Annotated in this window: 22 protein-coding genes, 1 riboswitch and 1 other annotated feature; of the genes, 12 read left to right on the top strand and 10 right to left on the bottom strand. The window is 50.6% G+C overall.

The window, feature by feature from the left end; genetic code table 11:
- Nucleotides 1-301 precede the first annotated feature (301 nt).
- On the bottom strand, nucleotides 302-1,726 hold the full coding sequence (locus FGB90_RS12285) for an alanine/glycine:cation symporter family protein (protein ID WP_438502698.1): 1,425 nt from the start codon (nucleotides 1,724-1,726) through the stop codon (nucleotides 302-304).
- Between the two features lie 157 nt (nucleotides 1,727-1,883).
- Entirely contained in the window at nucleotides 1,884-3,116 is a 1,233-nt protein-coding gene (hmpA, locus tag FGB90_RS12290) for an NO-inducible flavohemoprotein (protein WP_138811241.1), read from the bottom strand.
- Nucleotides 3,117-3,307: 191 nt separating this feature from the next.
- Here hmpA and FGB90_RS12295 point away from each other — a divergent pair, with 191 nt between their 5' ends.
- Complete coding sequence (locus FGB90_RS12295; protein WP_138811127.1) at nucleotides 3,308-3,760, top strand: RrF2 family transcriptional regulator; 453 nt, start codon at nucleotides 3,308-3,310, stop codon at nucleotides 3,758-3,760.
- 114 nt (nucleotides 3,761-3,874) lie between these two features.
- On the opposite strand, the gene leuS is transcribed toward FGB90_RS12295, so the two are convergent.
- The 3 genes from leuS to FGB90_RS12310 form a co-directional block, all read right to left on the bottom strand.
- Nucleotides 3,875-6,292 carry a leucine--tRNA ligase gene (gene leuS, locus FGB90_RS12300; RefSeq protein ID WP_138811128.1) on the bottom strand — a complete coding sequence of 806 codons (2,418 nt, stop codon included), beginning with the start codon at nucleotides 6,290-6,292 and terminating at the stop codon, nucleotides 3,875-3,877.
- Between the two features lie 126 nt (nucleotides 6,293-6,418).
- Nucleotides 6,419-6,661 (bottom strand) — a binding site (T-box leader).
- Nucleotides 6,662-7,119: 458 nt separating this feature from the next.
- On the bottom strand, nucleotides 7,120-7,491 hold the full coding sequence (locus FGB90_RS12305) for an iron chaperone (RefSeq protein ID WP_138811129.1): 372 nt from the start codon (nucleotides 7,489-7,491) through the stop codon (nucleotides 7,120-7,122).
- A 76-nt stretch (nucleotides 7,492-7,567) separates the two neighbouring features.
- Nucleotides 7,568-8,767, bottom strand: a complete 1,200-nt coding sequence (locus FGB90_RS12310) for an MDR family MFS transporter (RefSeq protein ID WP_138811130.1) — start codon at nucleotides 8,765-8,767, stop codon at nucleotides 7,568-7,570.
- Nucleotides 8,768-8,937: 170 nt separating this feature from the next.
- Here FGB90_RS12310 and ltaE point away from each other — a divergent pair, with 170 nt between their 5' ends.
- From ltaE to mnmM, 3 genes are read left to right on the top strand one after another with little or no spacing between them, the layout of a single operon-like run.
- On the top strand, nucleotides 8,938-9,972 hold the full coding sequence (gene ltaE / locus FGB90_RS12315) for a low-specificity L-threonine aldolase (protein ID WP_138811131.1): 1,035 nt from the start codon (nucleotides 8,938-8,940) through the stop codon (nucleotides 9,970-9,972).
- 6 nt (nucleotides 9,973-9,978) lie between these two features.
- Entirely contained in the window at nucleotides 9,979-10,932 is a 954-nt protein-coding gene (gene mnmL, locus FGB90_RS12320; protein WP_138811132.1) for a tRNA modification radical SAM protein MnmL/YtqA, read from the top strand.
- A complete protein-coding gene (gene mnmM, locus FGB90_RS12325) occupies nucleotides 10,929-11,507 on the top strand; it encodes a tRNA 5-(aminomethyl)-2-thiouridylate-methyltransferase MnmM (protein ID WP_306419237.1) in 579 nt (192 codons plus the stop codon). Before mnmL ends, mnmM begins: the two co-directional genes overlap by 4 nt.
- Before the next feature lie 554 nt (nucleotides 11,508-12,061).
- On the opposite strand, the gene FGB90_RS12330 is transcribed toward mnmM, so the two are convergent.
- Both FGB90_RS12330 and FGB90_RS12335 read right to left on the bottom strand, forming a co-directional pair.
- Nucleotides 12,062-12,958 (bottom strand): AEC family transporter, encoded by an 897-nt coding sequence (locus FGB90_RS12330; protein WP_138811133.1) that lies wholly within the window; start codon nucleotides 12,956-12,958, stop codon nucleotides 12,062-12,064.
- A gap of 79 nt (nucleotides 12,959-13,037) precedes the next feature.
- A complete protein-coding gene (locus FGB90_RS12335; RefSeq protein WP_138811134.1) occupies nucleotides 13,038-13,838 on the bottom strand; it encodes an alpha/beta fold hydrolase in 801 nt (266 codons plus the stop codon).
- A 114-nt stretch (nucleotides 13,839-13,952) separates the two neighbouring features.
- Between FGB90_RS12335 and FGB90_RS12340 the strand changes: the two genes are divergently transcribed.
- The 3 genes from FGB90_RS12340 to FGB90_RS12350 all read left to right on the top strand — a co-directional run bounded on the left by FGB90_RS12340 (nucleotide 13,953) and on the right by FGB90_RS12350 (nucleotide 16,391).
- Nucleotides 13,953-14,480 carry a gamma carbonic anhydrase gene (locus FGB90_RS12340; RefSeq protein ID WP_138811135.1) on the top strand — a complete coding sequence of 176 codons (528 nt, stop codon included), beginning with the start codon at nucleotides 13,953-13,955 and terminating at the stop codon, nucleotides 14,478-14,480.
- A 182-nt stretch (nucleotides 14,481-14,662) separates the two neighbouring features.
- A complete protein-coding gene (locus FGB90_RS12345; RefSeq protein ID WP_138811136.1) occupies nucleotides 14,663-15,184 on the top strand; it encodes a phosphatase PAP2 family protein in 522 nt (173 codons plus the stop codon).
- Between the two features lie 58 nt (nucleotides 15,185-15,242).
- The gene (locus FGB90_RS12350; RefSeq protein WP_138811137.1) at nucleotides 15,243-16,391 is read left to right on the top strand and encodes a glycosyltransferase family 4 protein; all 1,149 of its coding nucleotides are present in this window, start codon (nucleotides 15,243-15,245) and stop codon (nucleotides 16,389-16,391) included.
- 84 nt (nucleotides 16,392-16,475) lie between these two features.
- On the opposite strand, the gene metK is transcribed toward FGB90_RS12350, so the two are convergent.
- Nucleotides 16,476-17,690 carry a methionine adenosyltransferase gene (metK, locus tag FGB90_RS12355; protein ID WP_138811138.1) on the bottom strand — a complete coding sequence of 405 codons (1,215 nt, stop codon included), beginning with the start codon at nucleotides 17,688-17,690 and terminating at the stop codon, nucleotides 16,476-16,478.
- Nucleotides 17,691-17,863: 173 nt separating this feature from the next.
- Nucleotides 17,864-17,978: riboswitch (SAM riboswitch) on the bottom strand.
- A gap of 261 nt (nucleotides 17,979-18,239) precedes the next feature.
- Between metK and pckA the strand changes: the two genes are divergently transcribed.
- The 5 genes from pckA to FGB90_RS12375 all read left to right on the top strand — a co-directional run bounded on the left by pckA (nucleotide 18,240) and on the right by FGB90_RS12375 (nucleotide 22,769).
- A complete protein-coding gene (gene pckA / locus FGB90_RS12360; protein WP_138811139.1) occupies nucleotides 18,240-19,826 on the top strand; it encodes a phosphoenolpyruvate carboxykinase (ATP) in 1,587 nt (528 codons plus the stop codon).
- Nucleotides 19,827-19,949: 123 nt separating this feature from the next.
- On the top strand, nucleotides 19,950-20,084 hold the full coding sequence (locus FGB90_RS20130; protein WP_281280049.1) for a hypothetical protein: 135 nt from the start codon (nucleotides 19,950-19,952) through the stop codon (nucleotides 20,082-20,084).
- Between the two features lie 123 nt (nucleotides 20,085-20,207).
- Entirely contained in the window at nucleotides 20,208-21,188 is a 981-nt protein-coding gene (locus FGB90_RS12365; protein WP_438502699.1) for an ABC transporter substrate-binding protein, read from the top strand.
- Nucleotides 21,189-21,262: 74 nt separating this feature from the next.
- Nucleotides 21,263-21,997 carry an ABC transporter ATP-binding protein gene (locus FGB90_RS12370; protein ID WP_138811243.1) on the top strand — a complete coding sequence of 245 codons (735 nt, stop codon included), beginning with the start codon at nucleotides 21,263-21,265 and terminating at the stop codon, nucleotides 21,995-21,997.
- On the top strand, nucleotides 21,966-22,769 hold the full coding sequence (locus FGB90_RS12375; RefSeq protein ID WP_138811141.1) for an ABC transporter permease: 804 nt from the start codon (nucleotides 21,966-21,968) through the stop codon (nucleotides 22,767-22,769). Before FGB90_RS12370 ends, FGB90_RS12375 begins: the two co-directional genes overlap by 32 nt.
- A 400-nt stretch (nucleotides 22,770-23,169) precedes the next feature.
- Here FGB90_RS12375 and ytkD read toward each other — a convergent pair whose 3' ends face one another.
- Both ytkD and bcbE read right to left on the bottom strand, forming a co-directional pair.
- Nucleotides 23,170-23,646: an RNA deprotection pyrophosphohydrolase gene (gene ytkD, locus FGB90_RS12380; RefSeq protein ID WP_138811244.1), complete on the bottom strand. Its 477-nt coding sequence runs from the start codon at nucleotides 23,644-23,646 to the stop codon at nucleotides 23,170-23,172.
- A 106-nt stretch (nucleotides 23,647-23,752) separates the two neighbouring features.
- Nucleotides 23,753-24,988 (bottom strand): bacillibactin exporter BcbE, encoded by a 1,236-nt coding sequence (gene bcbE / locus FGB90_RS12385; protein ID WP_138811142.1) that lies wholly within the window; start codon nucleotides 24,986-24,988, stop codon nucleotides 23,753-23,755.
- Nucleotides 24,989-25,006 lie beyond the last annotated feature (18 nt).

Genomic DNA, 25,006 nt, shown 5'->3' on the forward strand with positions numbered 1-25,006 from the left:
CGGCGGTCCGGGAAGCCTCCTCGGGCTATCGTCCTGCGGGGTCTTCCCCTGGCCCCATCTGCCGCAGGAGTCTCACTGCCGGTGTGAAACTCCGCTCGAGACAAAATGTTTTTGATGAGAACTGCAGAAGTAGTCAGTCTGCACCTCGTTTAACTCATCACCATTCATCAACACAAGTCGAATTTAACAATAACCTAAACAGGAACAAAAGCCCTGAACTGCATCCAAGCAGAGCAGGGCTTTTTCATCGTTTATTTACGTAATGTTTTCCTCTGCTGCGCCCCGAGGGCAAGCACTTTCTCTAGTCATCAGACGATGCCTTTTTCTTATCAGCCGGTTCTTCGTGCCAAAGCCGGACTTCTGGTTCGCCGCCTTTCCCTTTAATAATCCTCTCGACGTAATCATCCGTGACTGCTTTAATCTCCTTGTGAAGGAAGAGTACCGGGATAATGTTAAAAATTACAACAAAGAAGAGAATCAGATCGAGGAAGCGCCAGACAAACTGCAGACCGCCAATCGCACCGACAAAGATGGCCCCGATATAGACAAACCGCATCACTTTCGCAAATCCGAGTCCGAACAGATATTCCGCCTGCTTTTCCCCGTAAAAAACGAGTATACCGATTGTGGTAACAACAAAGAACATAAGAAACACGGCAATAAAGGCACCACCGAACGTACTTCCGAATACCGTTCCGAAAGCCACATCAATCATACTGGACGCATTATCCGGCCCCACTTCAAGCCACGCGCCTGTCACAAGGACGGCGAGACCTGACAGTGTACAGAGAATAATGGTATCCACAAAAACACTGAAAATACCCCACAGTGACTGTCGTGAAGGGTGATCCGTCATAGCAGCAGAATGGGCAATCGGCGCCGTACCCAGACCGGCTTCATTGGAGTACAGCCCCCTTGCCAGTCCCCAGCGGAGTGCCTGGGCGAAGGCCGCTCCCGCAAAGCCTCCTGCAGCAGATACCGGGGTAAAAGCGTGCACGAAAATCAGCTCAAATACACCCGGAAGCGCCTGAACGTTAGCCAGAATGACGATGGAACAGATGGCTACATAAGTGAGAACCATGAAGGGAATAAGCTTGTCTGTTACCTTTCCGATTCGTTTGATTCCGCCGAACACGATGGCAGCTACAACGACCATTACTCCGATTCCAACAAAGGCCGCATTCCACCCGAATGCCCCCTCCACCTGGGTGGATATCGAGTTGGACTGCACCATTGTACTTGGAATGATTACGAGCATCAGGGAAAAAGCAAAACCGGCGGATACGCCCTTCCAGCCAAGAGCTTTTCTTATGTAATATTGAGGGCCGCCAACCCATTCCCCTTTTTTGTTTTCCTCGCGGTACTTAAGGCCGAGCATGATTTCGGAGTATTTCGTTCCCATTCCGATCAGGGCTACAACCCACATCCAGAAAAGCGCACCGGGACCACCCAGTGCAATTGCCACTGGTACACCAACGATATTGGTTGCTCCTGCTGTCGAGGCAAGCGCCGACGTAAATGCCTGAAATGGTGTAATCGTACCCTTCTGCTCCTCTTTCTTAAATATTTTTCCGACTGTCTCTTTCAATACATGTCCAAAAAAACGGAACTGAAAGAATCTGAGCCGGATCGTCAGAAAGATCCCTCCGCCGAGAAGTACAACAGCCAGAATGTAAGTCCAGAGAAAATCGCCGACTGCTTCAATCATGTCTCCAATTGCACCAATATCCACCCGCTTCACCCTCAATCAGTATAGTTTTACAGCCATCAGGGATCTCATTGCTTCTTTTATACCCCGTCACCAGCCGTCAAACCCTGTAATTGAGAGGAACAGCAAAACAGGCATAAAAGGCTGGTACCTTTTATGCCTGAACCAATATAAGTTAATTCATGTTTTGAGCGGGGCCGAAAAACTCGTAATGCTTCCGCTCCTCCGGTATACCCCTGTTTTTCAGGATGCGGCTCACGGCTCCCATAAACGGAACCGGTCCGCAGAAATAATACTCCGCTTCCTCTCCACCCGGCAAATCAGACAGGCACTCCTCATCAATGAGCCCTGTTTTGGCAAGATTAGGGTGTTTCCGGTCCTCTTCGGAAGGATTTTCATAACAGACAGCGTACTTGACGAATTCACAATTCTGCTCCGTAGAGCGCAGATGCTCATCCATCGCGTGAACATCGCCGGATTTTGCAGCTGTTATAAAGGTCACCGGCCGTCCGGGAGCAGCTGCAACAGAATGGTTAAGCATACTGACCAGGGGCGTTAACCCAACACCACCGGCAATAAGGACGAGAGGTCTTTCGCTGTCCTGCGTGATTGTGAAATCACCCGCCGGCGCAGTAAGGTTTAAAGTATCTCCCTCACTGATATTCTCGTGAAGATAATTGGACACTACTCCCCCGTCATGTCCCGAATGAGCTTCCTCCCTCTTTACGCTGATCCGGTACCACGGTTTCTCAGGGGAATCCGAAAGACTGTACTGTCTCATGTGTGCAGGGGACTCCGGATCAGGAATGACCTGAACGGAAATGTACTGACCGGGTTCAAAGGGCGGAAGTGCTCCCCCATCGGATGGCTTCAGGTAAAAGGATGTGATGACGCTGCTTTCCTGTACTTTTTTTACGACAGTAAACTCACGGAACCCGCGCCATCCGCCCGGTTTTTCCTCAGCTTCCTCGTACATCCGCTCCTCTGTCTCGATAAACACATCTGCAATGACCCCGTATGCCTCACCCCACGCCTCTATAATCGTATCGGTATCCGGATGGTCCCCCAGTACCTCTTTTAAAGCAGCGAGTAAATACTCTCCCACAATCGGGTAATGCTCCGGCTTTACATTCAGGCTCCGGTGTTTGTGTGCAATCTGTCTGATCGCAGGTAAAAGATTTTCAAGGTTATCGATGTTTACCGCTGCCGCATAAAGTGTTCCTGCAAGCGCCTTTGGCTGCATTCCTTTCTTCTGGTTTGTCTGGTTGAAGATATTAAGCAGCTCCGGGTGATCCTGGAACATTCTCTGATAAAAGAGTGTGGTAATCCGCTCCCCTTCCTGCTCAAGAAAAGGTGCCGTACTTCTGATTACATCTCTGGTACTTTCGGTTAAAACCGCCATCTTCATTCCCCTTTCAAATCCCATTGTTTTAATATGCATTTATAATACCTATTTAAAGTTAACCACATTTAATATGCATTTTGAATACTTATTTTCAATCGTTTCTTTTTTTGTCACATTTGTCTTCCTCTGAAGTTGAGGAAGGTTTATGGTATGCTTTAGAAAATAACGAGAGAGCTCTCAGTGGAGGAATGAATATGCAGCTGACATCGTATACAGACTATGCGCTCAGACTCCTTCTCTATGCTGCTGTTCAGCCCGGACAAAAACTGAGCAGTGTAAAGGAAGTTTCACAGGCCTACAATATTTCGTACAATCATCTGACGAAAGTCACTCAGGAACTCGGACGCCACGGTTTACTGGAAACAGTCAAAGGACGGGGAGGCGGGTTCAGACTTGCAGTCAGCCCCGAGCAGGTGACAGTCGGGGAAGTTGTGCGGCTGACAGAGGACAACAGTCAGTATGTGGAATGTTTTGATGATGAAAATAACGCCTGTATTTTAAGCCCGTCATGCCGGCTTAAAGGGGTGCTCAACGAGGCACTGCAGGCGTATCTGGCAGTTCTCGACCGCTACACACTGGCGGATATTACCGTAAATGGAAACATTCTCAGGGAGCTGCTTGGCATGAAAGAGGGACAAAAGCGCTGAGGCGCTTCGTGTTACAGAAACCTGCGTTTACCTTTTATCCAAACATTCAATAGACAGTAAAAAAAGGTTTTCACAGCGTAAACTGTGAAAACCTTTTTTTGATTTAAAAGTAATTCAGTTTGCCACGATATTGACAAGTTTGCCGGGAACGGCAATCACTTTACGAATCGTCTTCCCTTCGGTATCTTCCTTGATTTTATCGAGATCAAGAGCGGCTTTTTCCATATCCTCACGGCTGGCATCCTTGGCGATGACGAGCTTTGTGCGGACTTTGCCGTTGATCTGAACGACGATTTCCACTTCGTTTTCCACGAGCCTGCTCTCATCAAATGCCGGCCATGCTTCGTACGTGACGGTGCCTTCGTGTCCAAGGACAGCCCATAGCTCTTCAGCGATGTGCGGCGCGATTGGGGAAAGCATCTTCACGAACCCTTCCACGTAAGTCTTTGGAATGGTCTCCTGTTTGTAGGCATCATTTACGAACACCATCATCTGCGAAATCGCAGTGTTAAAACGCAGCCCCTCACAGTCTTCGGTCACTTTCTTCACCGTCTGGTGATAGGTCCGGGTCAGACTGCCCTCTTCAGGTACGTCCTGAATTGCATCAGAAAGTGTTCCGTCATCTTTGACGATCAGACGCCACACCCGGTCCAGGAAGCGGCGGGCACCATCGAGTCCGTTTTCGCTCCAGGCAACGGAAGCATCGAGAGGCCCCATAAACATTTCATAAAGACGAAGTGTATCGGCACCGTGGGAATCGATGATGTCATCCGGATTTACCACGTTTCCTTTTGATTTACTCATCTTCTCGTTATTCTCCCCGAGAATCATTCCCTGGTTGTACAGTTTCTGGAACGGCTCTTTCGTCGGCACCACATCGATATCGTAGAGGAACTTGTGCCAGAAACGGGCATAGAGAAGGTGAAGAACCGCGTGCTCTGCCCCGCCGATATAAATATCAACCGGCAGCCAGTGCTTCAGCTTTTCCGGATCCGCAAGCTGTTCGCTGTTTTCGGGGTCGATATAGCGCAGGTAATACCAGCAGCTTCCTGCCCACTGCGGCATCGTATTCGTTTCCCGGCGGCCTTTGCGACCGGTTTCCGGATCCTCCACGACCAGCCAGTCCTCTGCGTTGGCCAACGGTGATTCGCCGGTACCGGACGGTTTAAACTCGTTCATTTCAGGAAGCGTAAGCGGAAGCTCGGATTCCGGAACAGCTTCCATCGTGCCGTCCTCCCAGTGAATGATTGGGATCGGTTCACCCCAATAGCGCTGGCGGCTGAACAGCCAGTCACGGAGACGGTAGGTCACTTTCTTCGCACCTTTGTTGTTCTCCTCAAGCCAGCTGATCATCTTTGTGATTGCTTCTTCATTGTGGAGGCCATCAAGGAAATCGGAATTCACATGCTGGCCGTCTTCAGCGTATGCTTCTTTGTCCACGTCACCGCCGGAGACCACTTCAACGATCGGAAGGTCAAACGTACGGGCAAACTCGTGGTCACGCTCATCGTGACCCGGTACAGCCATTACTGCACCGGTTCCATAGCTTGCAAGCACGTAGTCGGCGATCCATACAGGGAGCTTATCACCCGTGACCGGATGAAGGGCGTATGCACCTGTAAATACCCCGGTTTTCTCCTTGGCAAGCTCGGTACGCTCAAGATCACTCTTTGTCGCAACGTCTTTCTGATAGCCGGTAACCGCTTCTTTCTGCTCAGCGGTTGTAATCTTTTCAACGAGGCTGTGCTCAGGGGCGAGCACCATGTAGGTTGCCCCGTACAGAGTATCCGGGCGGGTCGTAAAGACCGTTACGTCCTCTTCGTGGCCGTCAAGGGCAAACGTCACGTCCGCTCCTTCTGAGCGGCCGATCCAGTTACGCTGCATATCTTTAAGACTCTCAGGCCAGTCAAGCTCATCAAGGTCTTCAAGCAGACGATCGGCATAAGCCGTGATTTTCAGCATCCACTGTTTCATCGGACGGCGCTCCACCGGGTGGCCTCCGCGCTCACTCACCCCGTCGATGACTTCTTCGTTTGCGAGAACCGTCCCAAGTGCCGGGCACCAGTTCACAGCCACTTCGTCAATATAGGCGAGGCCTTTTTCATACAGCTTCGTGAAAATCCACTGCGTCCATTTATAGTAATCTTCGTCAACCGTGCTCACTTCCCGGTCCCAGTCGTAGGAAAAACCGAGAGCCTTGATCTGGCGGCGGAAAGTGTTAATATTGTCCACCGTAAACTCACGCGGGTGATTGCCTGTATCCATGGCATACTGCTCCGCCGGGAGCCCGAATGCATCCCATCCCATCGGGTGAAGGACGTTATACCCCTGCATCCGCTTCATACGGGAAAGGATGTCTGTTGCCGTGTAGCCTTCCGGGTGTCCGACGTGCAGCCCCGCACCTGAAGGATACGGGAACATATCCAGGGCGTAGAATTTTTTCCTGTCATACTCTTCATCTGTTTTAAACGTTTTGTTTGTTTCCCAGTACTGCTGCCATTTCTGTTCAACCTGTTTGTGGTTGTAAGCCATTGTCCTGGCCTCCTCTTTTATCGGTAGTGATCCCTGTTTCCATACAGTCTGTAACACTTTGGTGCCGAAGGAATCCAAAGGGACCTTTTATGTACATAAAAAGCCTCCCGCCCCCGGCAATTCTCTGCCAGGGACGAGAGGCTGTCTGTTATCATAACAAATAGCTTCCCGCGGTACCACCCTTGTTTAGTACGTGTGTACTCACTTCGTTCAGACCGGTAACGGCGGCGGACCGTCCAGTGCTTACGCTGATGGCGCTCACAAAGGATCCTCGGAGGTGAGTTCGTAACGGACATGGCTGGCTTTCAGCGGCCGCCAGCTCTCTGGAACATGCCGGATGTTACTACTGATCCTCTTCGTCGGGTTTTCGTATCTAAGGCTATTCTATGAAGCCGATCATAAAGTGTCAAGCTATTATCTTAAGCTTACACGATTATCCTGCAGTTTAAACCTCATTTTTCCATCCTGATATGCAAAAGGCTGTGTTCGTGTAGATTGTTGCTATTGATCAAATTAACTATAGAGCGAAAGGCGGCGACTCCGGCGGGAATAGCATCAGGTGCGAGCGTTTACAGCCTGTGATTGCTTCGAGCTGCTTCGACGCATACAGCTTCGAAGCTTACCTTGCAGAGGAAGAAGCAGAAGCACTCCCCAGGAGGCTGAAGCGATGCCCGCGGCATAGAAGACACCGTGAAGCATGAACGGATGTCGCACTTGTGCCTGTGGTGAAAGCGTCCGCCTGCAGCGGAATAAAACAACAATCTTTCCGAAAACAGCTATGCAAAAAGGACAGTGAAGAAATTCGCGTCGTACCCTTATAGCGCGTTTTATTTCCGCCACAGAGTAGTATAGTCTGCCTTATCCTCAATATTAAACCTGATCATTTTTTCAAGTAACGAAAAATCGACCGGACGATCCCATGGAATACGGATAATCTCCTTCGTGTAATCATAGCCTGCCTTTTCAATATCACCGGCAAATCGTTCAATTCCGGCTCTTTCCGGTGCAGCAGCCAAATGACGTTTGGCTGTGCTGAAACCGATAATAAAGGTTCCGTGGTCCGTAAACATGGGCTGGTTCCACTTGATTTCAGGAACTAACCCGGGAAAAGTTCCTCTTACCCATGCGAGTACTTCCTCCACCCGCTCCCGGTGTTCCTCGTTATCAATTTTCCCTAAGTACTCAGCAAACTCTTTCACGCCGTCTCCTCCAATTCCTTTAAACCCATGTTCTCATACAGGAACAGCACTTTCAATATTTTACCTTCACTTAAAGTCACGCCGTTTCCATGTCCCGTCTGCCAATACGTTCATCCGTCAGTGCCCGGTCATATAAGGAGGTCGTCACAAATCCAACAAGGAAAAGAACGACAAGGACGTAAAACAGTGCCGTCATTCCGAAAAGGTCAGCCATAACACCGCCGAAGAATGGCCCGATCATCCGGCCCCCCGTTCCGATACTGTTTACGATCCCCTGATAAAATCCGGCCTTTCCTTCCGGTGCCAGCTGGTGGGCAATGGTCGGAACTGCAGGCCAGACAAACATTTCGCCGAATGTAAGAATAACCATGGCCACCACAAAGGCTGCATAGACCTCAGCCTGCGAGAGTACGAGATAGGCACACATGAATATTACGAGGCCCACATAAATCTGCGCTTTAAGTGAATGAACCCAGCGCCCGATCAGGAGCTTGATGATCGGCTGACAGAAAACAATCATGGCCCCGTTAATCGTCCAGAGGATACTGTAATAGGTTAACGGGATTCCGAGCGTCTGAGTATGGGCGCTGATCGTCGTCTGCCACTGAACGTAGGCGATCCAGCAGATGAGAAACCCCCCGCATAGAATGAGAAGAGCCTTAAAACGCTTCCGGTTCTCCACTTCCTGACTCTGTTCGAACACGTTCGTCGCTGCTGCTGAGGCACTGTCTGCCTGCAGATGCCTGAAAAAAAGCAGGGCAAGAATGAAGAAACTGAGGTACATCAGACCGTTTCCGAGGAAAACGAGGTCAAAACGGTAGCTTGCCAGCAGACCGCCCGAAGCTGCCCCCACCGAAACCCCGATATTCTGCGCCACATACATGGCGTTAAACGGGCGCCTGCCCCCTTCCGGCCAGACCGCCCCTGCCATGGCATACATGGCAGGAATAATGATTCCTGCACCGAATCCGAGACCGAGCATGAGAATGACATACTGGTAGAAGTCATTAAATACTGCGAGGATAAACGCACTGGCCATCGTAATGACAACCCCGAGAATGATCGTCCGGTACCCGCCAATGCGGTCAAACAGCTTCCCGCCGATCAGGTTGCCGATAATTCCCATGACAGCATTCCCCATAATAACAATTCCCGCAACTGTCAGTGACATACCCAGTTCCACATGGATATAGATCGTGTTTAAAGGCCATAAAAAAGACGCCCCAGTCACGTTAATCGCCATCCCGATGACGAGAAGCCAGACCGCTTTAGGCATACGTATCCCCCCCAATATTTCGTCTATCTAACGAAATTTTAGATGACCTTTACGGATAAAGCAATGCCCTTTTTTCCTATTCCTGAAAATGGACCCTCACACCCGTTATGTTCACTCTCTGTTCTGTGGTAGGATGAGTACTAGAAATAATGCATACAGGAGGATTTCTCATGATTGATTTACGGAGCGATACCGTAACACGCCCGACTGCAGAAATGCGTGAGGCCATGGCAAACGCTGAGGTGGGTGACGATGTTTACGGTGAAGATCCATCCGTCATTGAGCTGGAAGAACATGCAGCACAGCTTGCCGGAAAGGAAGCTGCCCTTTTTGTAACGAGCGGTACCCAGGGGAACCAGGCTGCCGTACTCACTCACATGCGTCAGGGTGAGGAACTGATTATGGATGACAGGGCTCACCTCTTTCTTTACGAAGGAGGCGCCACCGCCGCATTTGCAGGCGTTCAGTCCCGGACCCTTTCCAGTGAAAAAGGCCAGATTCTTCCTGCCGACATTGCAGGGGCGATCCGTCCAAATGACGTTCATTTTCCCGATACCGGGCTGATCTGGCTTGAAAACACTCACAACAAAAGCGGCGGCTCCGTGCTGTCAGCTGATTATTTAAAAGAAGTAAAAGCACTGGCTGACAGATACGGTATTCCGGTGCATATAGATGGCGCCAGAATTTTCAACGCCTCGATCGCTGCAGGAGTTCCTGTAGAAGAGTTTGCCCGCCATGCCACAACCATTCAGTTCTGCCTGTCCAAAGGCCTTGGAGCTCCAGTCGGTTCCATTCTGGCCGGAGACCGGGCGTTTATTGAACGAGCCCGTAAATGGCGCAAGCGCCTCGGCGGAGGGCTCCGTCAGGCCGGTGTAATCGCGGCACCTGCACTTCTGGCATTGAAAAACGGCTTTGACTTCATCAGTCAGGACCACGAACATGCTTCCATTCTCGCTGAAGCGATCTCCAATATGGAGGGCCTCACGGTGATGAACGAAGTTGAAACGAACATGATTATGATGGATACGTTTGAAACGGGTCTTTCAAGTGAAGACTGGGTCTCGGAACTGAAGAAACAGAACATTCTCGCCGTTTCTTTCGGCCCCTTCACCGTCCGTCTGACAACACATCGTGACATTTCCCGCACCGATATATCCCGTGCGACCGACGGCATTATGAAAGCACTGCATCAGCTGAAAGGATGAACACCATTGACACAACAGGTACCTCCCGAGTTTGGAGAAAAAAGATACCGGACGTGGAACAGCCACCTGAAGAAGGAGTTCGGTGAAAAGATCTTTAAGGTCCCCCTCGATGCCGGCTTTGACTGTCCGAATCGGGATGGGAAAGTAGCCAGCGGCGGCTGCACGTTCTGCAGTGAGCGGGGATCCGGCGACTTTGCAGGAGACCGGAAAGACGATCTCGTCACCCAGTTCAGGACCATCCGTGACCGTATGCACCGAAAATGGAAAACAGCGAAATACATCGGCTATTTTCAGGCCTATACAAATACGTATGCTCCTGTCGAGGAGCTCCGTGAGATGTACGAAGTGATCCTCAACCAGGACGGTGTCGTCGGTCTATCCATCGCCACCCGTCCTGACTGTCTCCCTGATGACGTGGTCGATTACCTGGCCGAGCTGAACGAGCGCACCTATCTGTGGGTCGAGCTCGGGCTTCAGACAGCACACGACCGGACGGGTGACCTGATCAACCGTGCCCATGACTTTGCCTGCTACGTTGAAGGTGTGAACAAACTCCGTGCCCGTGGGATCAGGGTCTGTTCCCATATCATCAATGGTCTTCCTCTGGAAAACCACGAAATGATGCTTCAGACCGCACGTGAAGTGGCGAAGCTCGACGTGCAGGGAATCAAAATACATCTGCTCCACCTTCTGAAAAAGACACCGATGGTCAAACAGTATGAAAAAGGTCTTGTGGAGTTTCTCAGTCTCGAAGAATATGTCAATCTTGTCTGTGACCAGCTTGAAGTGCTCCCGCCTGACATGATGATTCACCGACTGACCGGTGACGGACCCGCGGATCTTATGATCGGTCCCATGTGGAGTATGAACAAGTGGGATGCGCTGAACGGGATCGATACGGAGCTGAAGCGCCGCAACAGCTGGCAGGGAAAGTATTATGAGGAGGCGATGGTCCAATGATGACAATGGACGGCATCCTTCCCTTTGCCCGCTTTCTGCTTGAGCGCTGCGTCCCTGAAGGCGGCCTTGCGGTTGATGCCACTGCCGGTAACGGGCACGACACTGTATTCCTGGCAAAATGCGTAGGAGAAGACGGCTGTGTGATCAGTTTTGATGTGCAGGAGCAGGCCATCGCCTCTACCCGTGAGCGACTGGAAGCAGCAACGAAGCTCAAGCTTTCAGACAGGGTCAGACTCGTTCATGACGGGCATGAAAACGTCAGGCAGCATCTCCCTGAAAACGCAGCTGTTGACGGCGCCGTCTTTAATCTCGGCTACCTGCCGGGCAGCGACAAGACAGTGACAACGGCACCTGACTCGACCATCCGTGCGGTAGAGGAACTGTTTCAAGTTATGAAACCAGGCGGAATCATCGTTCTGGTAGTCTATCACGGCCACGACGAGGGTAAAGTGGAACGGGATGCCCTTCAGTCATTTGTACGGGATCTCCCCCAGGAGAAGGCCCACGTACTTGAATACCGGTTTACCAACCAGCGTAACAGCCCGCCGTTTATTGTGGCGGTGGAAAAACGATAGAAACAGCCAAGAGGCTGGGACAGAAGAGGTTTAGATGAGAATCCAAAGCGCTTACAAGCGGATGGAAAATATTCGCCGACTCCTGCGGGAGGAAAAGCGCAGGTGAGACCCCGCAGGGCGAAGCACGCGGAGGCTCAGCCGCTTCCCGCGGAAAGTGGCGAATATTTCAGGAGCGATTTACCTGCACCGCATATTGATTGTTCGGATTTTCGTCTGTAAAAAGAAAGGGTGCTGCCATGAACGGCAGCACCCTTTCTGTGTGGCTGGGACAGAAGTAAAGTGTTTTGACGAGAATCCGAACAAAAAGGGCTGACAAGTGGATGAAATATTCGCCGACTCCTGCGGGAGGAAAAGCGCAGGTGAGACCCCGCAGTGCGGAGCACGCGGAGGCTCAGCCGCTTCCTGCGGAAAGCGGCGAATATTTCAGGAGCGATTTACCTGCGACGCGAATTGATTGTTTGGATTTTCATCTATTAAAACACTTCTGTTCCAGCCTCCTTCCCCTGAAAATAAAAGACTATCAGTCTACGGCCGTGGAGCGTCACAAAGCACCTTTAACCGAGAATAATCAGCAGGACTGTCAGTGTAAATACGCTTACGATGGTCGAGATAAAGGTAATACTCGACACGAGTTTCGGTTTCGTATCAAACTGAACCGAATAGATGACCATCATCGCAGCGGAGGGCATTGCCGCAAGCACAATAAGTGTGTCTGCCAGAACCTCGTTCACCGGCAGCACGAGAGTGATTAGCCAGGCAATAACAGGTGAAATAATCAGTCTCAGAATCGTGGCGTAGCTGATTTTCCCCCACTCAAAGCTGGAACGTTCAATTCTCGCAAGCTGCATTCCAAGAATAATCATGACTGTCGGAATCGTTGCATCCGCAATGATATCCACTGTGCGGAACATGTTCCCCGGCATCGCCAGATCCGCAGATTTCATGACAAGCGCCACAATAAAAGCATAAGTGGCAGGCATCGTGAGCACCGCCTTAACAGCAACCTTGATCCCGGTTCCTCCCCTGGCTGCGTAGTACACACCGAAAAAGTTCATAATGATGGACTGAAACACGAGGAACGAAACAGCATAGGCAAAAGCCATTTCCCCGTAGGCAAACAGGATAATCGGCGCCCCGTAATTTCCTGCGTTCATAAACGCTGTGGAAAGGATCAGGCCGCTCTCAAGCGATGAGGAATACCCCATCAGACGGGCATAAATTTTATTAATAATAATAAGTGCAAACAGAAGTATGATACAGAAAATAACCATGTACACGTACTGCATATCCATTTCCGATTCGTAAAATGTCCGGAACACCAGAGCAGGTGTCATGACATAGACAGCCACTGCGGACAGGGGCTTGAGATCAAGCTTCTGCCACTTCTGAACCGCAAATCCGATGGCAAATACACAGATTACCGGCAAAACAACAGACAAAAAGATTTCCAAACCTGTTCCTCCTCCCTGAAAAAAAGAACCAGGCAGCCATGAATACACGGGCCTGGCAGACACTATTTAACAGATAGATTTACTTTACCATGTGCAGACGTGCCGTCACAAACGCGAGCATCTGCAGGAGTACTTCTTCTTTACCCGGGTCATTCAGGACTTCGTGGAAGTAACCGGGCCACTCGCGGTAGGCCTTGTCTGTAATATCCAGGGCGTTAAACCAACGCTTCACTTCTTCCTTATCAACAATCCGGTCGTCGCCCCCCTGCATAACAAACAAAGGCAGATCCGGAAAAAGCGAGGCCTCTTCGTGGGCCCGCCGGATCGACGCTGTCAGTTCCCTGTAGTATCGGACACTCACTTTTTTTACAAGGGATGCATCTGCCCTGTCCCTCGCACGCATCTTCTCATCTCTTGTGCCGGAACCCGGCTCAAGTCCTGAAGGCAGTGAAAGGGTCGGCCACACCTGATTCAGGACCCTGGAGATTGCTCTCTTATAAATCGGAGGTGTATTGGCCAGCCCGAGACACGGTGAAGAAAGAACGAGAATATCAGGCCTCAGGGACGGTTTAATTTCATTTTGAACGAGCAGGGAAATCAGTCCTCCCATACTGTGTCCGAGCTGAATGACAGGCAGGCCGTACCCACGTGCTTCCCTCAGCCATGGCCTGACCTGACGGAAGTATTCCGGGAACTCCGAGACGTGTCCCCTTCTCCCGGTGGTCGTTCCCTGACCCGGTAAATCCCCGATTATCACATGGTAGCCGGATCTGTTGAGCTGCTGTACGACCCATTCGTAGCGTACATGGTATTCCCCTGCACCGTGGACAATTACGAATACCCCTTTGGGCTCTTTTTCAGAAGTTTCCCTAATCCACATCAGAAAGCCCTCCTTTTTTTCATTATGAAAGCCGGCACTTTGTTACAGCGGGCAAATCGGCAGATATTCTGATAAACTTTATATAAAGCCTTTACATAGAGAGGAGCTTTTCCCGTGAAATTATATCCTTACAAAGAGTATACACCACAGGTCCACCAGGATGCTTTCCTGGCAGATGGAGTTGTCATTACCGGTGACGTCCACGTAAAAAAAGATGCGAGCATCTGGTTTAACACCGTTATCCGCGGCGATGTGGCCCCTACTTATATCGGTGAGGGAGTCAACATCCAGGACAACAGTACGCTGCATCAAAGTCCGGAAAATCCGCTTATTCTTGAAGACGGCGTTACAGTGGGGCACCAGTGCATTCTCCACAGCTGTGTGGTCAAAAAAGACGCCCTGATCGGCATGGGGGCAACCATCCTTGACCGGGCTGAGATTGGTGAAGGAGCTTTCGTCGGTGCAGGCAGCCTCGTACCACCGGGAAAAACCATTCCGCCGGGCACACTGGCACTCGGGCGTCCTGCAAAAGTCGTACGGGAACTAAACGAGGAGGACAAAAAGGACATGGCCCGCATCCGGAGGGAGTATGTTGAGAAAGGCCAGTACTATAAGGAAGTTATCCGAAAAGGAAGTCTATAGCACGAAGATCAGACGCAGTCCTCACACAGGGGTGCGTTTTTTTACTGTAATCACTCCCGGTCACACTGTTAAGTTACTCCCTCTTCAATTTTATGAAACCTTCACACTTCCCTAACTCTAACTTAACGTTCCCCTAATATCCTGTTAGTAGGAACAATGAACGAAAAAGGAGGAACCAGTACGTGAAATCTTTTGATTGGATGAACGCTCAGAACCGAAATGTATTCAGAGCCATCAACGGGTGCAGGCAGGCGACAGTCTATCACACCGTTATGGGGATGCTCACCCACCTCGGAGGAGCACCGGCGACCATTTCAATAACACTCGTACTCCTTGCGGCAGCACCTCCGGAATGGCGGATCATCGTACTCCACTCAGCAACAGCACTCCTACTCAGTCACGTGTTCGTCACCGCGCTTAAGCGCAGTTTCAGGCGCCATCGTCCCTACGTCGTTATCGGAGAATCCTATGTCACAGGAAACCCTCTTCAGGACAGCTCATTTCCATCAGGTCATACAACCGCCGTCTTTTCCATGCTTGTCCCATACATGACTGCATCCTCCTTACTAATCCCGGTCCTTCTGCCGGTGGCAGTCCTCGTAGCCATATCACGAATTACAATCGGCCTTCACTTCCCTTCGGACGTGATTGCCGGAGCCATGCTCGGTACCACTGCAGCGTTTTTGCTTGGACCGTTTTTCTGACCGGGAAATGGTCCGGGCTGCAGGTTGAATAACAGTAAATCACAGGGAGGGTGAATGGATGAGGATCGCTTTGTTTACAGATACGTTTACCCCACAGGTAAACGGCGTCGCCAAAACACTCCAGCGTCTTGTTACGTACATGGAAAACCAAAGCATTGAACATGAAGTTTTTGTACCTGATACCGTACATGAGGAACCGCTGTTCAAGACCAACGTGCACCGTTTTGCAAGCCTTCCTTTTTTCCTTTATCCGGAGTGCCGACTGGCATTCCCGAATCTGCTTACAGTCCGCCAGCAGCTTCATAAATTCAGACCGACACTGCTTCACGTCGCCACTCCGTTCAATATGGGACTGTGCGGGCTCCGTTATGCACGTAAATACAACGTACCGTTTGTCGCTTCCTACCATACCCATTTTGACTCGTACCTCAAGTACTATAATCTCGGATTTGCGATGCCGTGGATCTGGAAGTACCAGCGATGGTTTCACGAAGGAGCGGAGAAAATCTTTGTCCCGTCCCTTGAAACGAGAAAGCATCTTCTGCACAGAGGATTCAAGCATCTCGAACTCTGGCCCCGCGGGGTGGACTGTGACCACTTTTCACCGGCCCGTAACGATGGAACGTTCCGGCAGAAATACGCGATTGGAAAAAAACATATCCTCCTCTATGCAGGGCGTGTGGCTCCCGAAAAAGACATCTCTGTCCTGTCCAAGGTCATTGAAACGATGAACCCCTTCCTGAAACAGAATACGCAGTGGGTGATTACAGGGGATGGCCCTGTACTCCAGGATATGAAAGACAGACACGGGGACAGCGTTCTTTTTACAGGGTACCTCGATGGTACGGATCTCGCACAAGCCTACGCCGCTGCCGACCTTTTCGTTTTTCCGTCTTCCACGGAAACGTTCGGCAATGTCGTTCTTGAAGCGCTCGCATCCGGTACGCCCGCTGTTGTCGCCCGCTCCGGAGGGGTTCAGGAAATCGTCACTGACGGTGTAACAGGAAAAATGTGCGAACCCGCGTCAGCAGAAAGTTTCGGCACCGCTGTGGAAACGCTTCTTTCATCAGCACCGACACGGCGGTTAATGGGCGCCAGAGCCAGAAGCTATGCCAGGACCCAGTCATGGAGTAAAATTTTCTCCGATCTGATTGCCGGTTATGAAGAAGCTCACAGAAGCAGACAGCATGAACAGAGCCCTGCCTGATCCGGGGGGGGGAATCTTCCAGGATAAGAGGAGAATTCAAAGAAACAGCCCTCGGAAAAGTTCCGGGGCTGTTTTTTCACACTGTTATTTCCCTGCTTTTTTGTTCGCCTGCTGTTTTAACAGGTCTGCTTTGTCTGTACGTTCCCACGGAAGATCCACATCCGTGCGGCCAAAGTGACCGTATGCCGCTGTCTGTTTATAAATCGGGCGGCGGAGATCGAGCATTTTAATGATGCCTGCCGGACGAAGGTCGAAGTTTTCGCGGATCACATCCACCATCACGTCTTCGCTTACATTTCCGGTTCCAAACGTATCGATGGCAATGGAGACAGGCTGTGCAACGCCAATCGCGTACGCAAGCTGTACTTCACAGCGGTCTGCAAGACCCGCTGCCACAAGGTTTTTCGCCACGTAACGGGCTGCATACGCTGCAGAGCGGTCCACTTTCGTCGCGTCTTTCCCGGAGAAAGCTCCGCCGCCGTGACGGGCGTAACCGCCATACGTGTCCACGATGATTTTACGGCCTGTAAGACCTGCGTCGCCCTGTGGTCCGCCGATGACAAAACGCCCTGTCGGGTTGATGAAGTACTTTGTTTTCTCATCGATCAGGTTTTCCGGCACAACCGGCCCGATTACATGCTTTTTAAGATCAGCCTGAATTGTTTCCAGGGTTACTTCCGGATGGTGCTGGGTGGAAATGACGATCGTATCGATGTGAGAAGGCTGACCATTCTCATCGTACTCCACTGTAACCTGTGTTTTCCCGTCCGGGCGCAGGTAGGAAAGAGTTCCATCCTTGCGCACCTCGCTGAGGCGGCGGGAAAGCTTATGGGAAAGAGAGATTGGAAGCGGCATAAGCTCAGGTGTCTGATTGTCCGCATAACCGAACATCAGACCCTGGTCTCCGGCACCGATGGCTTCAATTTCCTCATCGGACATCTGCCCTTCACGTGCCTCAAGGGCCTTGTCCACACCCTGGGCAATATCGGCACTCTGCTCATCGATTGACGTGAGCACGGCACACGTTTCGTAGTCGAAGCCGTACTTCGCCCGCGTGTAGCCGATTTCCTTCACTGTCTCCCGGACCACTTTCGGTATATCCACGTAGGTTGAAGTGGAAATCTCTCCTGCAACGAGCACAAGCCCTGTATTTACTGAAGTTTCACAGGCAACCCGGGCATTCGGGTCATTTTTCATAATTTCATCTAGTATTGCATCGGAAATCTGGTCACAGATCTTATCCGGGTGACCTTCCGTTACTGATTCTGATGTAAATAATCTTCTTCTTTTTTCTGCCACAACATGTACCTCCTTGATCCTCTTCTATGAATAGGATTTGTGTATTGTAGTGACGGTACTCATTCTCCCGGCAGAAAACTCAGAACCTCTCTCTGAGCTGACTTCTGTCTCAATTAAGTCACAAAAAAACCTTTTCCCGGTCGAGGAAAAGGTTTGATCCGTCCGCCTTTAACCTCTTATCTTCAAGACAGATTGTCTTGCAGGTTAGCACCGTTCACCGGATATGTAAAAGAGGTGATGGTTGCTGGGCTTCGTCGGGCCTGTCCCTCCGCCAACTCGGGATAAGAGTATCCGTTCGTCTGTCATAATAACGGACTTTCCCTGTCCTGTCAACAATTTGAGATGACAGTCAACTGAGGAAATGACTTCCTCCTCCCGTCTGTCACCATTCGCCCTTCTTTCATTATTATAATAAAACCACTTAAAAAAACGGCACAATTTCCGTCCATATAGTATAGACTAATACAATTAATGTGTTATACTAATTACAGCGACCAAGTCATTCATTTATCCACTTTATATATTTAAACGAAAGGGTTTGATGTGAAGATGAGTACCCTCCATTTTGAAACCGAATTGGACCGTATGGTAAAAAACAGTACGGTGCACAGTAACCTGCCAGCAGCACGATTGATTGAAAAAGCACTTGACCGGAACGAGGGACTCATCACCTCCACTGGCGCTTTCCGGGCCACAACAGGTGCCTATACCGGACGCTCGCCTAAAGATAAATTTATTGTGGATGAGCGCTCTGTACACGATAAAATCGACTGGGGAAGCGTCAACCAGCCTATTTCTTCCGACGTTTTTGAAAGCCTTTACGTAAAAGTGCTCGACTACTTAGGACAAAAAGAAGAAATCTTTGTACGAGACGCCATAGCTGGGGCAGACAGACAGCATCAGCTTCCAATCCGTGTGGTCAATGAATTCGCCTGGCACAACCTGTTTGCAAGCCAGCTCTTCATCCGCCCGGACGAAGAGGAAATCAAAAATACCGTACCTGAGTTTACGATCGTCAGTGCCCCGGGCTTCAAGGCAGATCCTGAAGTGGACGGTACAAATTCAGAAACGTTCATCATCGTCTCATTCGAAAAGCGCACAGTCCTGATCGGCGGGACCGAGTATGCAGGTGAAATGAAAAAGTCCATTTTCTCTGTCATGAACTACCTCCTTCCCGAAAAGGATATATTCCCGATGCACTGTTCTGCCAACGTTGGCCGGGAAGGCGATGTGGCCCTGTTTTTCGGGCTTTCCGGCACTGGAAAAACAACGCTCTCTGCCGATACAAACCGGAACCTGATCGGGGACGATGAGCACGGCTGGTCCCATAACGGTGTGTTTAACATCGAAGGCGGCTGCTATGCAAAATGTGTGAATCTGAGTGCGGAAAAAGAGCCGCAGATTTATAATGCGATCCGTTTCGGTTCCGTGCTGGAAAATGTCGTAGTGGACGATGAGACACGGGAACCGGACTACGATAATACTTTCTTTACCGAAAATACACGGGCTGCCTATCCGCTTGAAGCGATCCCGAACGCGATGACACCGAGTGTGGCGGGTCACCCTAACACAATTATCTTCCTGACAGCTGATGCCTTTGGCGTGCTGCCTCCGATCAGCCGTCTTACAAAAGAACAGGCGATGTATCACTTCCTGAGCGGTTATACGAGCAAACTGGCAGGTACAGAGCGCGGGATTACAGAACCGACAGCCACATTCTCCACCTGCTTCGGTGCTCCGTTCCTGCCGCTTCCGGCCTACCGTTATGCGGAAATGCTCGGTGAGCGCATTAACCAGCACGATGTGGAAGTTTATCTTGTCAACACAGGCTGGTCAGGAGGACCGTACGGTGTCGGCAAGCGGATGAACCTCGGTTATACACGGGCCATGGTCCAGGCTGCCCTTCAGGGGGAACTGTCTGCAGCTGAAACAGAGACGGACCGTTTCTTCGGTCTCCAGGTCCCTGTTCACTGCCCCGGTGTTCCTGACGATGTTCTTCTTCCACGTCAGACGTGGAACGACAAAGAGGCTTACGATGCAAAGGCAATGGAACTTGCCAGCAAGTTTGAGGAGAACTTCCGGAAATTCCGTGACATTTCGGACGACATCCGGGATGCCGGACCGAAAACAACATAATAACGATCCGAACCTTCCTGCCTCGTGCAGGAAGGTTTTTTCATGCTCTCCCTCTCCCCCTCGTTATATTCAGGTAAACCTGTCCATACTATGAACTAACCCACCTGAAAAGGAGACTCGCTTATGAAGACGGACAAAGAACAGAAGTTCGACGACGGAATCGGTGAAGCCTTCCGGGGCCTCATCATGGGGCTTGTCCTGATGCTTGTTGTATTTCTTGTTATCCACTTCGGATTCGGCTATAAAGCGTTCCAGTAAGACCGGTCTCCCGGTCTTTTTTCATTTGCTGAACATCCTCTCACACCCTCCCATCCTCACACATACACTATTCCATCAGCGAATACCCAAATGTGTGATACGGGAGGAAATCAGATGAACACATTGAAACGATACAGCATTCTTGCCGTGGCATTTCTGCTTACATTTTCCATTACAGCCTGCTCCTGGGGCGGGTCGGAGAAAGTACGTGTGGCAGAAGTGACGCGGTCCATCTTCTACGCTCCGCAGTACGTTGCAATTTCAGAAGGATTCTTTGAGGACGAGGGACTCGATGTGGAGCTTACCACCACCTGGGGCGGTGACCAGACGATGACCGCGCTGCTTTCCGGTGGAGCTGATATCGCGCTCGTTGGAGCCGAGACGTCCATATATGTTTATGCCCAGGGAGCCAATGATCCGGCAATCAGCTTTGCACAGCTTACCCGTACAGACGGTACGTTCCTTGTTTCACGTGAAAAAACGGAGGATTTCGAGTGGGAGGATATGAAAGGCTCTACTTTCCTGGGGCAGCGCCGGGGCGGAATGCCGCAGATGGTTGGAGAATATGTGCTCAAGCAGCACGATATCGACCCGCGCCGGGATCTGAATCTGATTCAGAACATCGATTTCGGTAACATTGCCTCCGCCTTCGCAAGCGGAACCGGTGACTATGTCCAGCTTTTTGAGCCGCAGGCCACCCTGTTTGAACAGGAAGGCATCGGCCATATCATTGATTCATTTGGAACCGAGTCCGGTGAGGTGCCTTATACCGTTTTCATGGCAAAAGAAAGCTATCTGGATAACAACGATGAGACTGTTGAAGCGTTCACGCGTGCTCTTGCACGTGCCCAGGCCTGGGTCCATGAACAGCCCGCCGCTGTGGTAGCCGAATCGATCGCCGATTTCTTTGAAGATACCCCACTGGACGTTATTGAGAGTGTCGTGGAGCGTTACCGCAGTCAGGGATCGTATGCACCAGCACCAAAGCTGAACGAAGAGGCGTGGGAGCGGCTTCAGGATATTATGGATGAAGCCGGTGAACTGCCGCGCCGCATTGATTATGACACTCTTGTGAATACAGACTTTGCCGATCGGGTGGAATAAGGGATGGGGTGCTTTTATTGACCGCTTTACTTGAATTTCGGGACGTTGAAAAAACGTACTTTACGAAAACCTCCATGACCGAAGCGATCAGCGGACTCAACTTCACCGTCAGCAGAGGAGAGTTTGTCTCCCTGATCGGTCCGAGCGGGTGCGGAAAAACGACCCTTCTATCGATGGTTTCGGGACTCCTCAGACCAACAGCAGGAAAAGTGCTTCTGGACGGCAGTCTTGTGGAGCGGCCAACACCTGCCACCGGCTATATGCTGCAGCAGGATTATCTTTTCCCCTGGCTGACGATCAGGAAAAACATTCTGATTGGTCTGCACACAACCGGAGCCTACACGAGGGAAAAAGAGCAGCACGCCCTTAACCTGTTAAAGGAAATCGGTATTGGGGATCACATCGATGAGTACCCCTCCCAGCTTTCAGGAGGCATGCGCCAGCGGGCTGCTCTTGTAAGAATGCTTGCAACCGAACCGAAGCTCCTTCTGCTTGATGAACCATTTTCGGCACTTGATTATCAGACGAAACTGAAGCTGGAGGATCTCGTTTCCAAAACGATCCGGATGCACCGGAAGACAGCCGTTCTTGTAACCCACGATATCGGTGAGGCGATTGCCATGAGTGACCGCATTGTCATGCTCTCACCACGTCCGGCATCCGTACACCGGATTTTCAGGGTACCTGATGAACTGAAAGGACTTCTGCCATTCGAGGCAAGAAATCACCCCGCCTTTTCCGGTCTGTTTCAGGAAATCTGGAAGGAGCTGGAGTCCTTTGGCACCTCAAACGAAGCAGCTTCACAGTGAATACGTCCGGGGACTGAAGCGTGAAAAAAGGCTGGTCCGTTTAACCCAGCTTGCCATTCTCATTCTTTTTTTTGCAGCCTGGGAATATCTTGCCGCCCAGCGGATTCTCGACCCGCTCCTTTTCAGCTCTCCAACGCGCGTCTGGAATCTGCTCATGCTGAGGGTTTCAGACGGTTCGATATTTGTTCATTCGTCTGTTACCCTGTTTGAAACCATTCTGGGTTTTATACTGGGAACAGTGGCAGGCACGGGGATGGCAGCCATGCTCTGGTGGTCCCGCTTTCTTTCCAGAGTAATGGATCCTTATCTTGTGGTATTGAATTCCATGCCTAAAGTAGCGCTTGGTCCGATCCTGATTGTGGGACTCGGCCCAGGTTTCACCTCGATTATCGCGATGGGGGCACTGATCTCGGTCATCATCACGACAATCGTAGTGTACAATGCCTTCCGTGAAGTGGATGAGAATTACGTTAAGGTGATCCGCTCATTCGGAGCTTCCAAGCAGAGGTCATTTTTCTCTGTTGTTCTTCCCGCCTCGTTCCCAACGATCATTTCCACGCTGAAAGTTAATGTTGGTCTTGCGTGGGTGGGAGTCATTGTAGGAGAGTTCCTCGTTTCCAAACAGGGACTCGGATACCTCATTATTTACGGGTTCCAGGTGTTCAATTTCACACTCGTTATGATGAGTCTCCTTGTAATCGCTGTACTTGCCACTCTTATGTACCAGCTGGTGGAACTTCTTGAACGGAAGCTTATGAAACACCGGGCATAACCCCTTAGCATAAAAAAACGCCGAAGTGCTCAGCCCTGAAAACAAATGAGGCTCCGATTATCCTCTTCTGATAATTGGAGCCTCATTAACTTATTGGCTCTGTTAAAGTTCGTTGTTGATTTTCGCTCACTGCGCTCCCTTTCCGCGGGCACCACTGCAGCCTCCTCGGGAAAACCGCCCTGCGGGGTCTTCCGTTGGTGCTTCTTCCTCTGCAGGAAAAGCTCCGAAGCAGCCTGCGTCGAAGCAGATCACAGCATACTCATGAAGCAGATGTTCTTTGCTGTTCCCGCAGGAGTGTCGCGCTTTCGCTCCAATCAACTTTTTTAAAATCAACATTAAGATTTAACAGAGCCAACTTATTAAAGACAGTCTTATTCCAGCTTTTTTATGTACAGCGCCATTATGCTGTTACGAACCTTTTTCTTACCTGTTCCAGACTCAGGGGAAGCACATCGTCTTTCATAATAAAACTGTACCTTCTGCTCGTACGCACGTTGTCAGGAAGCGTTTTTAACAGCCTGGGCCCTTTGGTTTCGTGATAGTTGCTCCGTGTGATGAGATTATCCACTTCAGCAAAATAGACATTTTTAATCACTGTTTCCTGTTTTCCTTTTACACGGTACTGACCTACATAGTGAAGTTCCCTTACAACACCGCCGGTTTCCTCAAATACTTCACGCCTGGCTGCCTCAGCCGGATCCTCCCCCTGTTCAACTTTCCCTCCCGGAAATTCAAGACCCCTTGACGGGTGCAGGGTGAGAAGCCAGCTGCCGCGGTACCGGCAGACAACCCAGACATTTTTCGGGCTTGATGAGAACGGATGGTCCTCCGTGGAATAATCCACCTGATTATTATAGTAGTCCCTGAATGTTTGCATCTTGCCCACTTTCATCACTCCCCGGTTGTCCGCCGGCACAGTCTGATCGATTCCGCTAATTCCCGACGCTTATCGATATTGTATGAAACCTGACAGGAACTGTCCATTATTCCGCATAGTTTTTTTCATGGGGACGGATAAAAAGAACCGTCAGAACAGCAGCCACTAACGAAACCCCTGCGAGTACAGCAAAAAGAAGAGGGTGGGACGCTTTCATAAGAAGTGCAATGACCGGAGGTGCCAGGGCAATACCGACAAAGCGCATACTCGAATAGATGGAGGTGACGGTCCCCCTCTGTTCTTTAGCAATTCCTTCGGTCACGAGTGCATCCATACACGGCAGCGCCACACCGATGCCAATCCCGCTCGCAAACATGGCACTTAAAAGGACATAAATATCCTTACTGAAAGCTACACAGATATTACACACCATCAGCAGCAGGAGACCAGTAAGTGTGGCCCATTTCATCAGGTTTTTATCTTTACCAATCAGTTTCCCTGTTACGTACGAAGACAAACAGAGTGCAGCCAGCGGAATCGCCAGAATGACACCTTTTTTGATGTCCTTAATGCCGTGTTCCTCCTCAAGCAGGGTGGACAGGTAAAACAGAATACCGAAAATGACGAACATACAGATACAGCCGACCCCGAAAATGGCATACAGCCAGCGCCCTTCCTGATGAAACACTTTTTTTATGGACTTGAGGAATTCTTTGAATTTCGGAGGTTTGTCCGATTTTTTCGGCGTATGAACGAGTAAAACCATCAGTAAAACGGAAATGAGACAGAATACCGGAAAGGCGAAAAACGGCAGATACCAGACAACAGCCGCCAGTGCAGCCCCGAGAATCGGGCTGAGCACCTTTCCGAATGTATTGGACGTTTCCACGATCCCGAGTCCGTTGCTCACATCCTGTTCGTTTTTGAACATGTCTCCTACCAGCGGCATAACAATGGGGGCTGCCCCTGCTGCCCCCACCCCCTGAAGGAATCGTCCCGCAATAATCAGCGCATATGGGTTGGGAAGCTGCCATGCTGCCCAGCCGGAAATAGCCCCTCCAACAGCCGCTATGAGCAGACTCGGAATTATGACCTTTTTCCGCCCGTACTGATCGGACAGAAAACCGGCTATGGGAATAAGAATGATGGCCACAACGGAATAAACCGTAATGACCATACTTACCTGAAGGGCTGACACCCCCATCTCTTTTTCCATTGTCGGCAGTACCGGAATCAGCATACTGTTTCCGAGTGTCATGACTAATGGAATAGAGGCAACGGATATTAAAGCCCACGTCTGTTTGTCTTCTGCCACGGCTCGCGCCCTCCCGCTCTTCTGCATCTCCTGATAGTATGCAGA

This window comes from Alteribacter natronophilus, from assembly GCF_006007885.1.
Lineage (GTDB): Bacteria > Bacillota > Bacilli > Bacillales > Salisediminibacteriaceae > Alteribacter > Alteribacter natronophilus.

Coding starts and splice junctions, on each gene's coding strand:
- hmpA (WP_138811241.1), bottom strand. CDS start 3,116: ATGAAGATGGCGGTTTTAACCGAAAGTACCAGAGATGTAATCAGAAGT.
- FGB90_RS12295 (WP_138811127.1), top strand. CDS start 3,308: ATGCAGCTGACATCGTATACAGACTATGCGCTCAGACTCCTTCTCTAT.
- leuS (WP_138811128.1), bottom strand. CDS start 6,292: ATGGCTTACAACCACAAACAGGTTGAACAGAAATGGCAGCAGTACTGG.
- FGB90_RS12310 (WP_138811130.1), bottom strand. CDS start 8,767: ATGCCTAAAGCGGTCTGGCTTCTCGTCATCGGGATGGCGATTAACGTG.
- ltaE (WP_138811131.1), top strand. CDS start 8,938: ATGATTGATTTACGGAGCGATACCGTAACACGCCCGACTGCAGAAATG.
- mnmM (WP_306419237.1), top strand. CDS start 10,929: ATGATGACAATGGACGGCATCCTTCCCTTTGCCCGCTTTCTGCTTGAG.
- FGB90_RS12335 (WP_138811134.1), bottom strand. CDS start 13,838: ATGTGGATTAGGGAAACTTCTGAAAAAGAGCCCAAAGGGGTATTCGTA.
- FGB90_RS12350 (WP_138811137.1), top strand. CDS start 15,243: ATGAGGATCGCTTTGTTTACAGATACGTTTACCCCACAGGTAAACGGC.
- pckA (WP_138811139.1), top strand. CDS start 18,240: ATGAGTACCCTCCATTTTGAAACCGAATTGGACCGTATGGTAAAAAAC.
- FGB90_RS20130 (WP_281280049.1), top strand. CDS start 19,950: ATGAAGACGGACAAAGAACAGAAGTTCGACGACGGAATCGGTGAAGCC.
- FGB90_RS12370 (WP_138811243.1), top strand. CDS start 21,263: ATGACCGAAGCGATCAGCGGACTCAACTTCACCGTCAGCAGAGGAGAG.
- ytkD (WP_138811244.1), bottom strand. CDS start 23,646: ATGCAAACATTCAGGGACTACTATAATAATCAGGTGGATTATTCCACG.
- bcbE (WP_138811142.1), bottom strand. CDS start 24,988: ATGCAGAAGAGCGGGAGGGCGCGAGCCGTGGCAGAAGACAAACAGACG.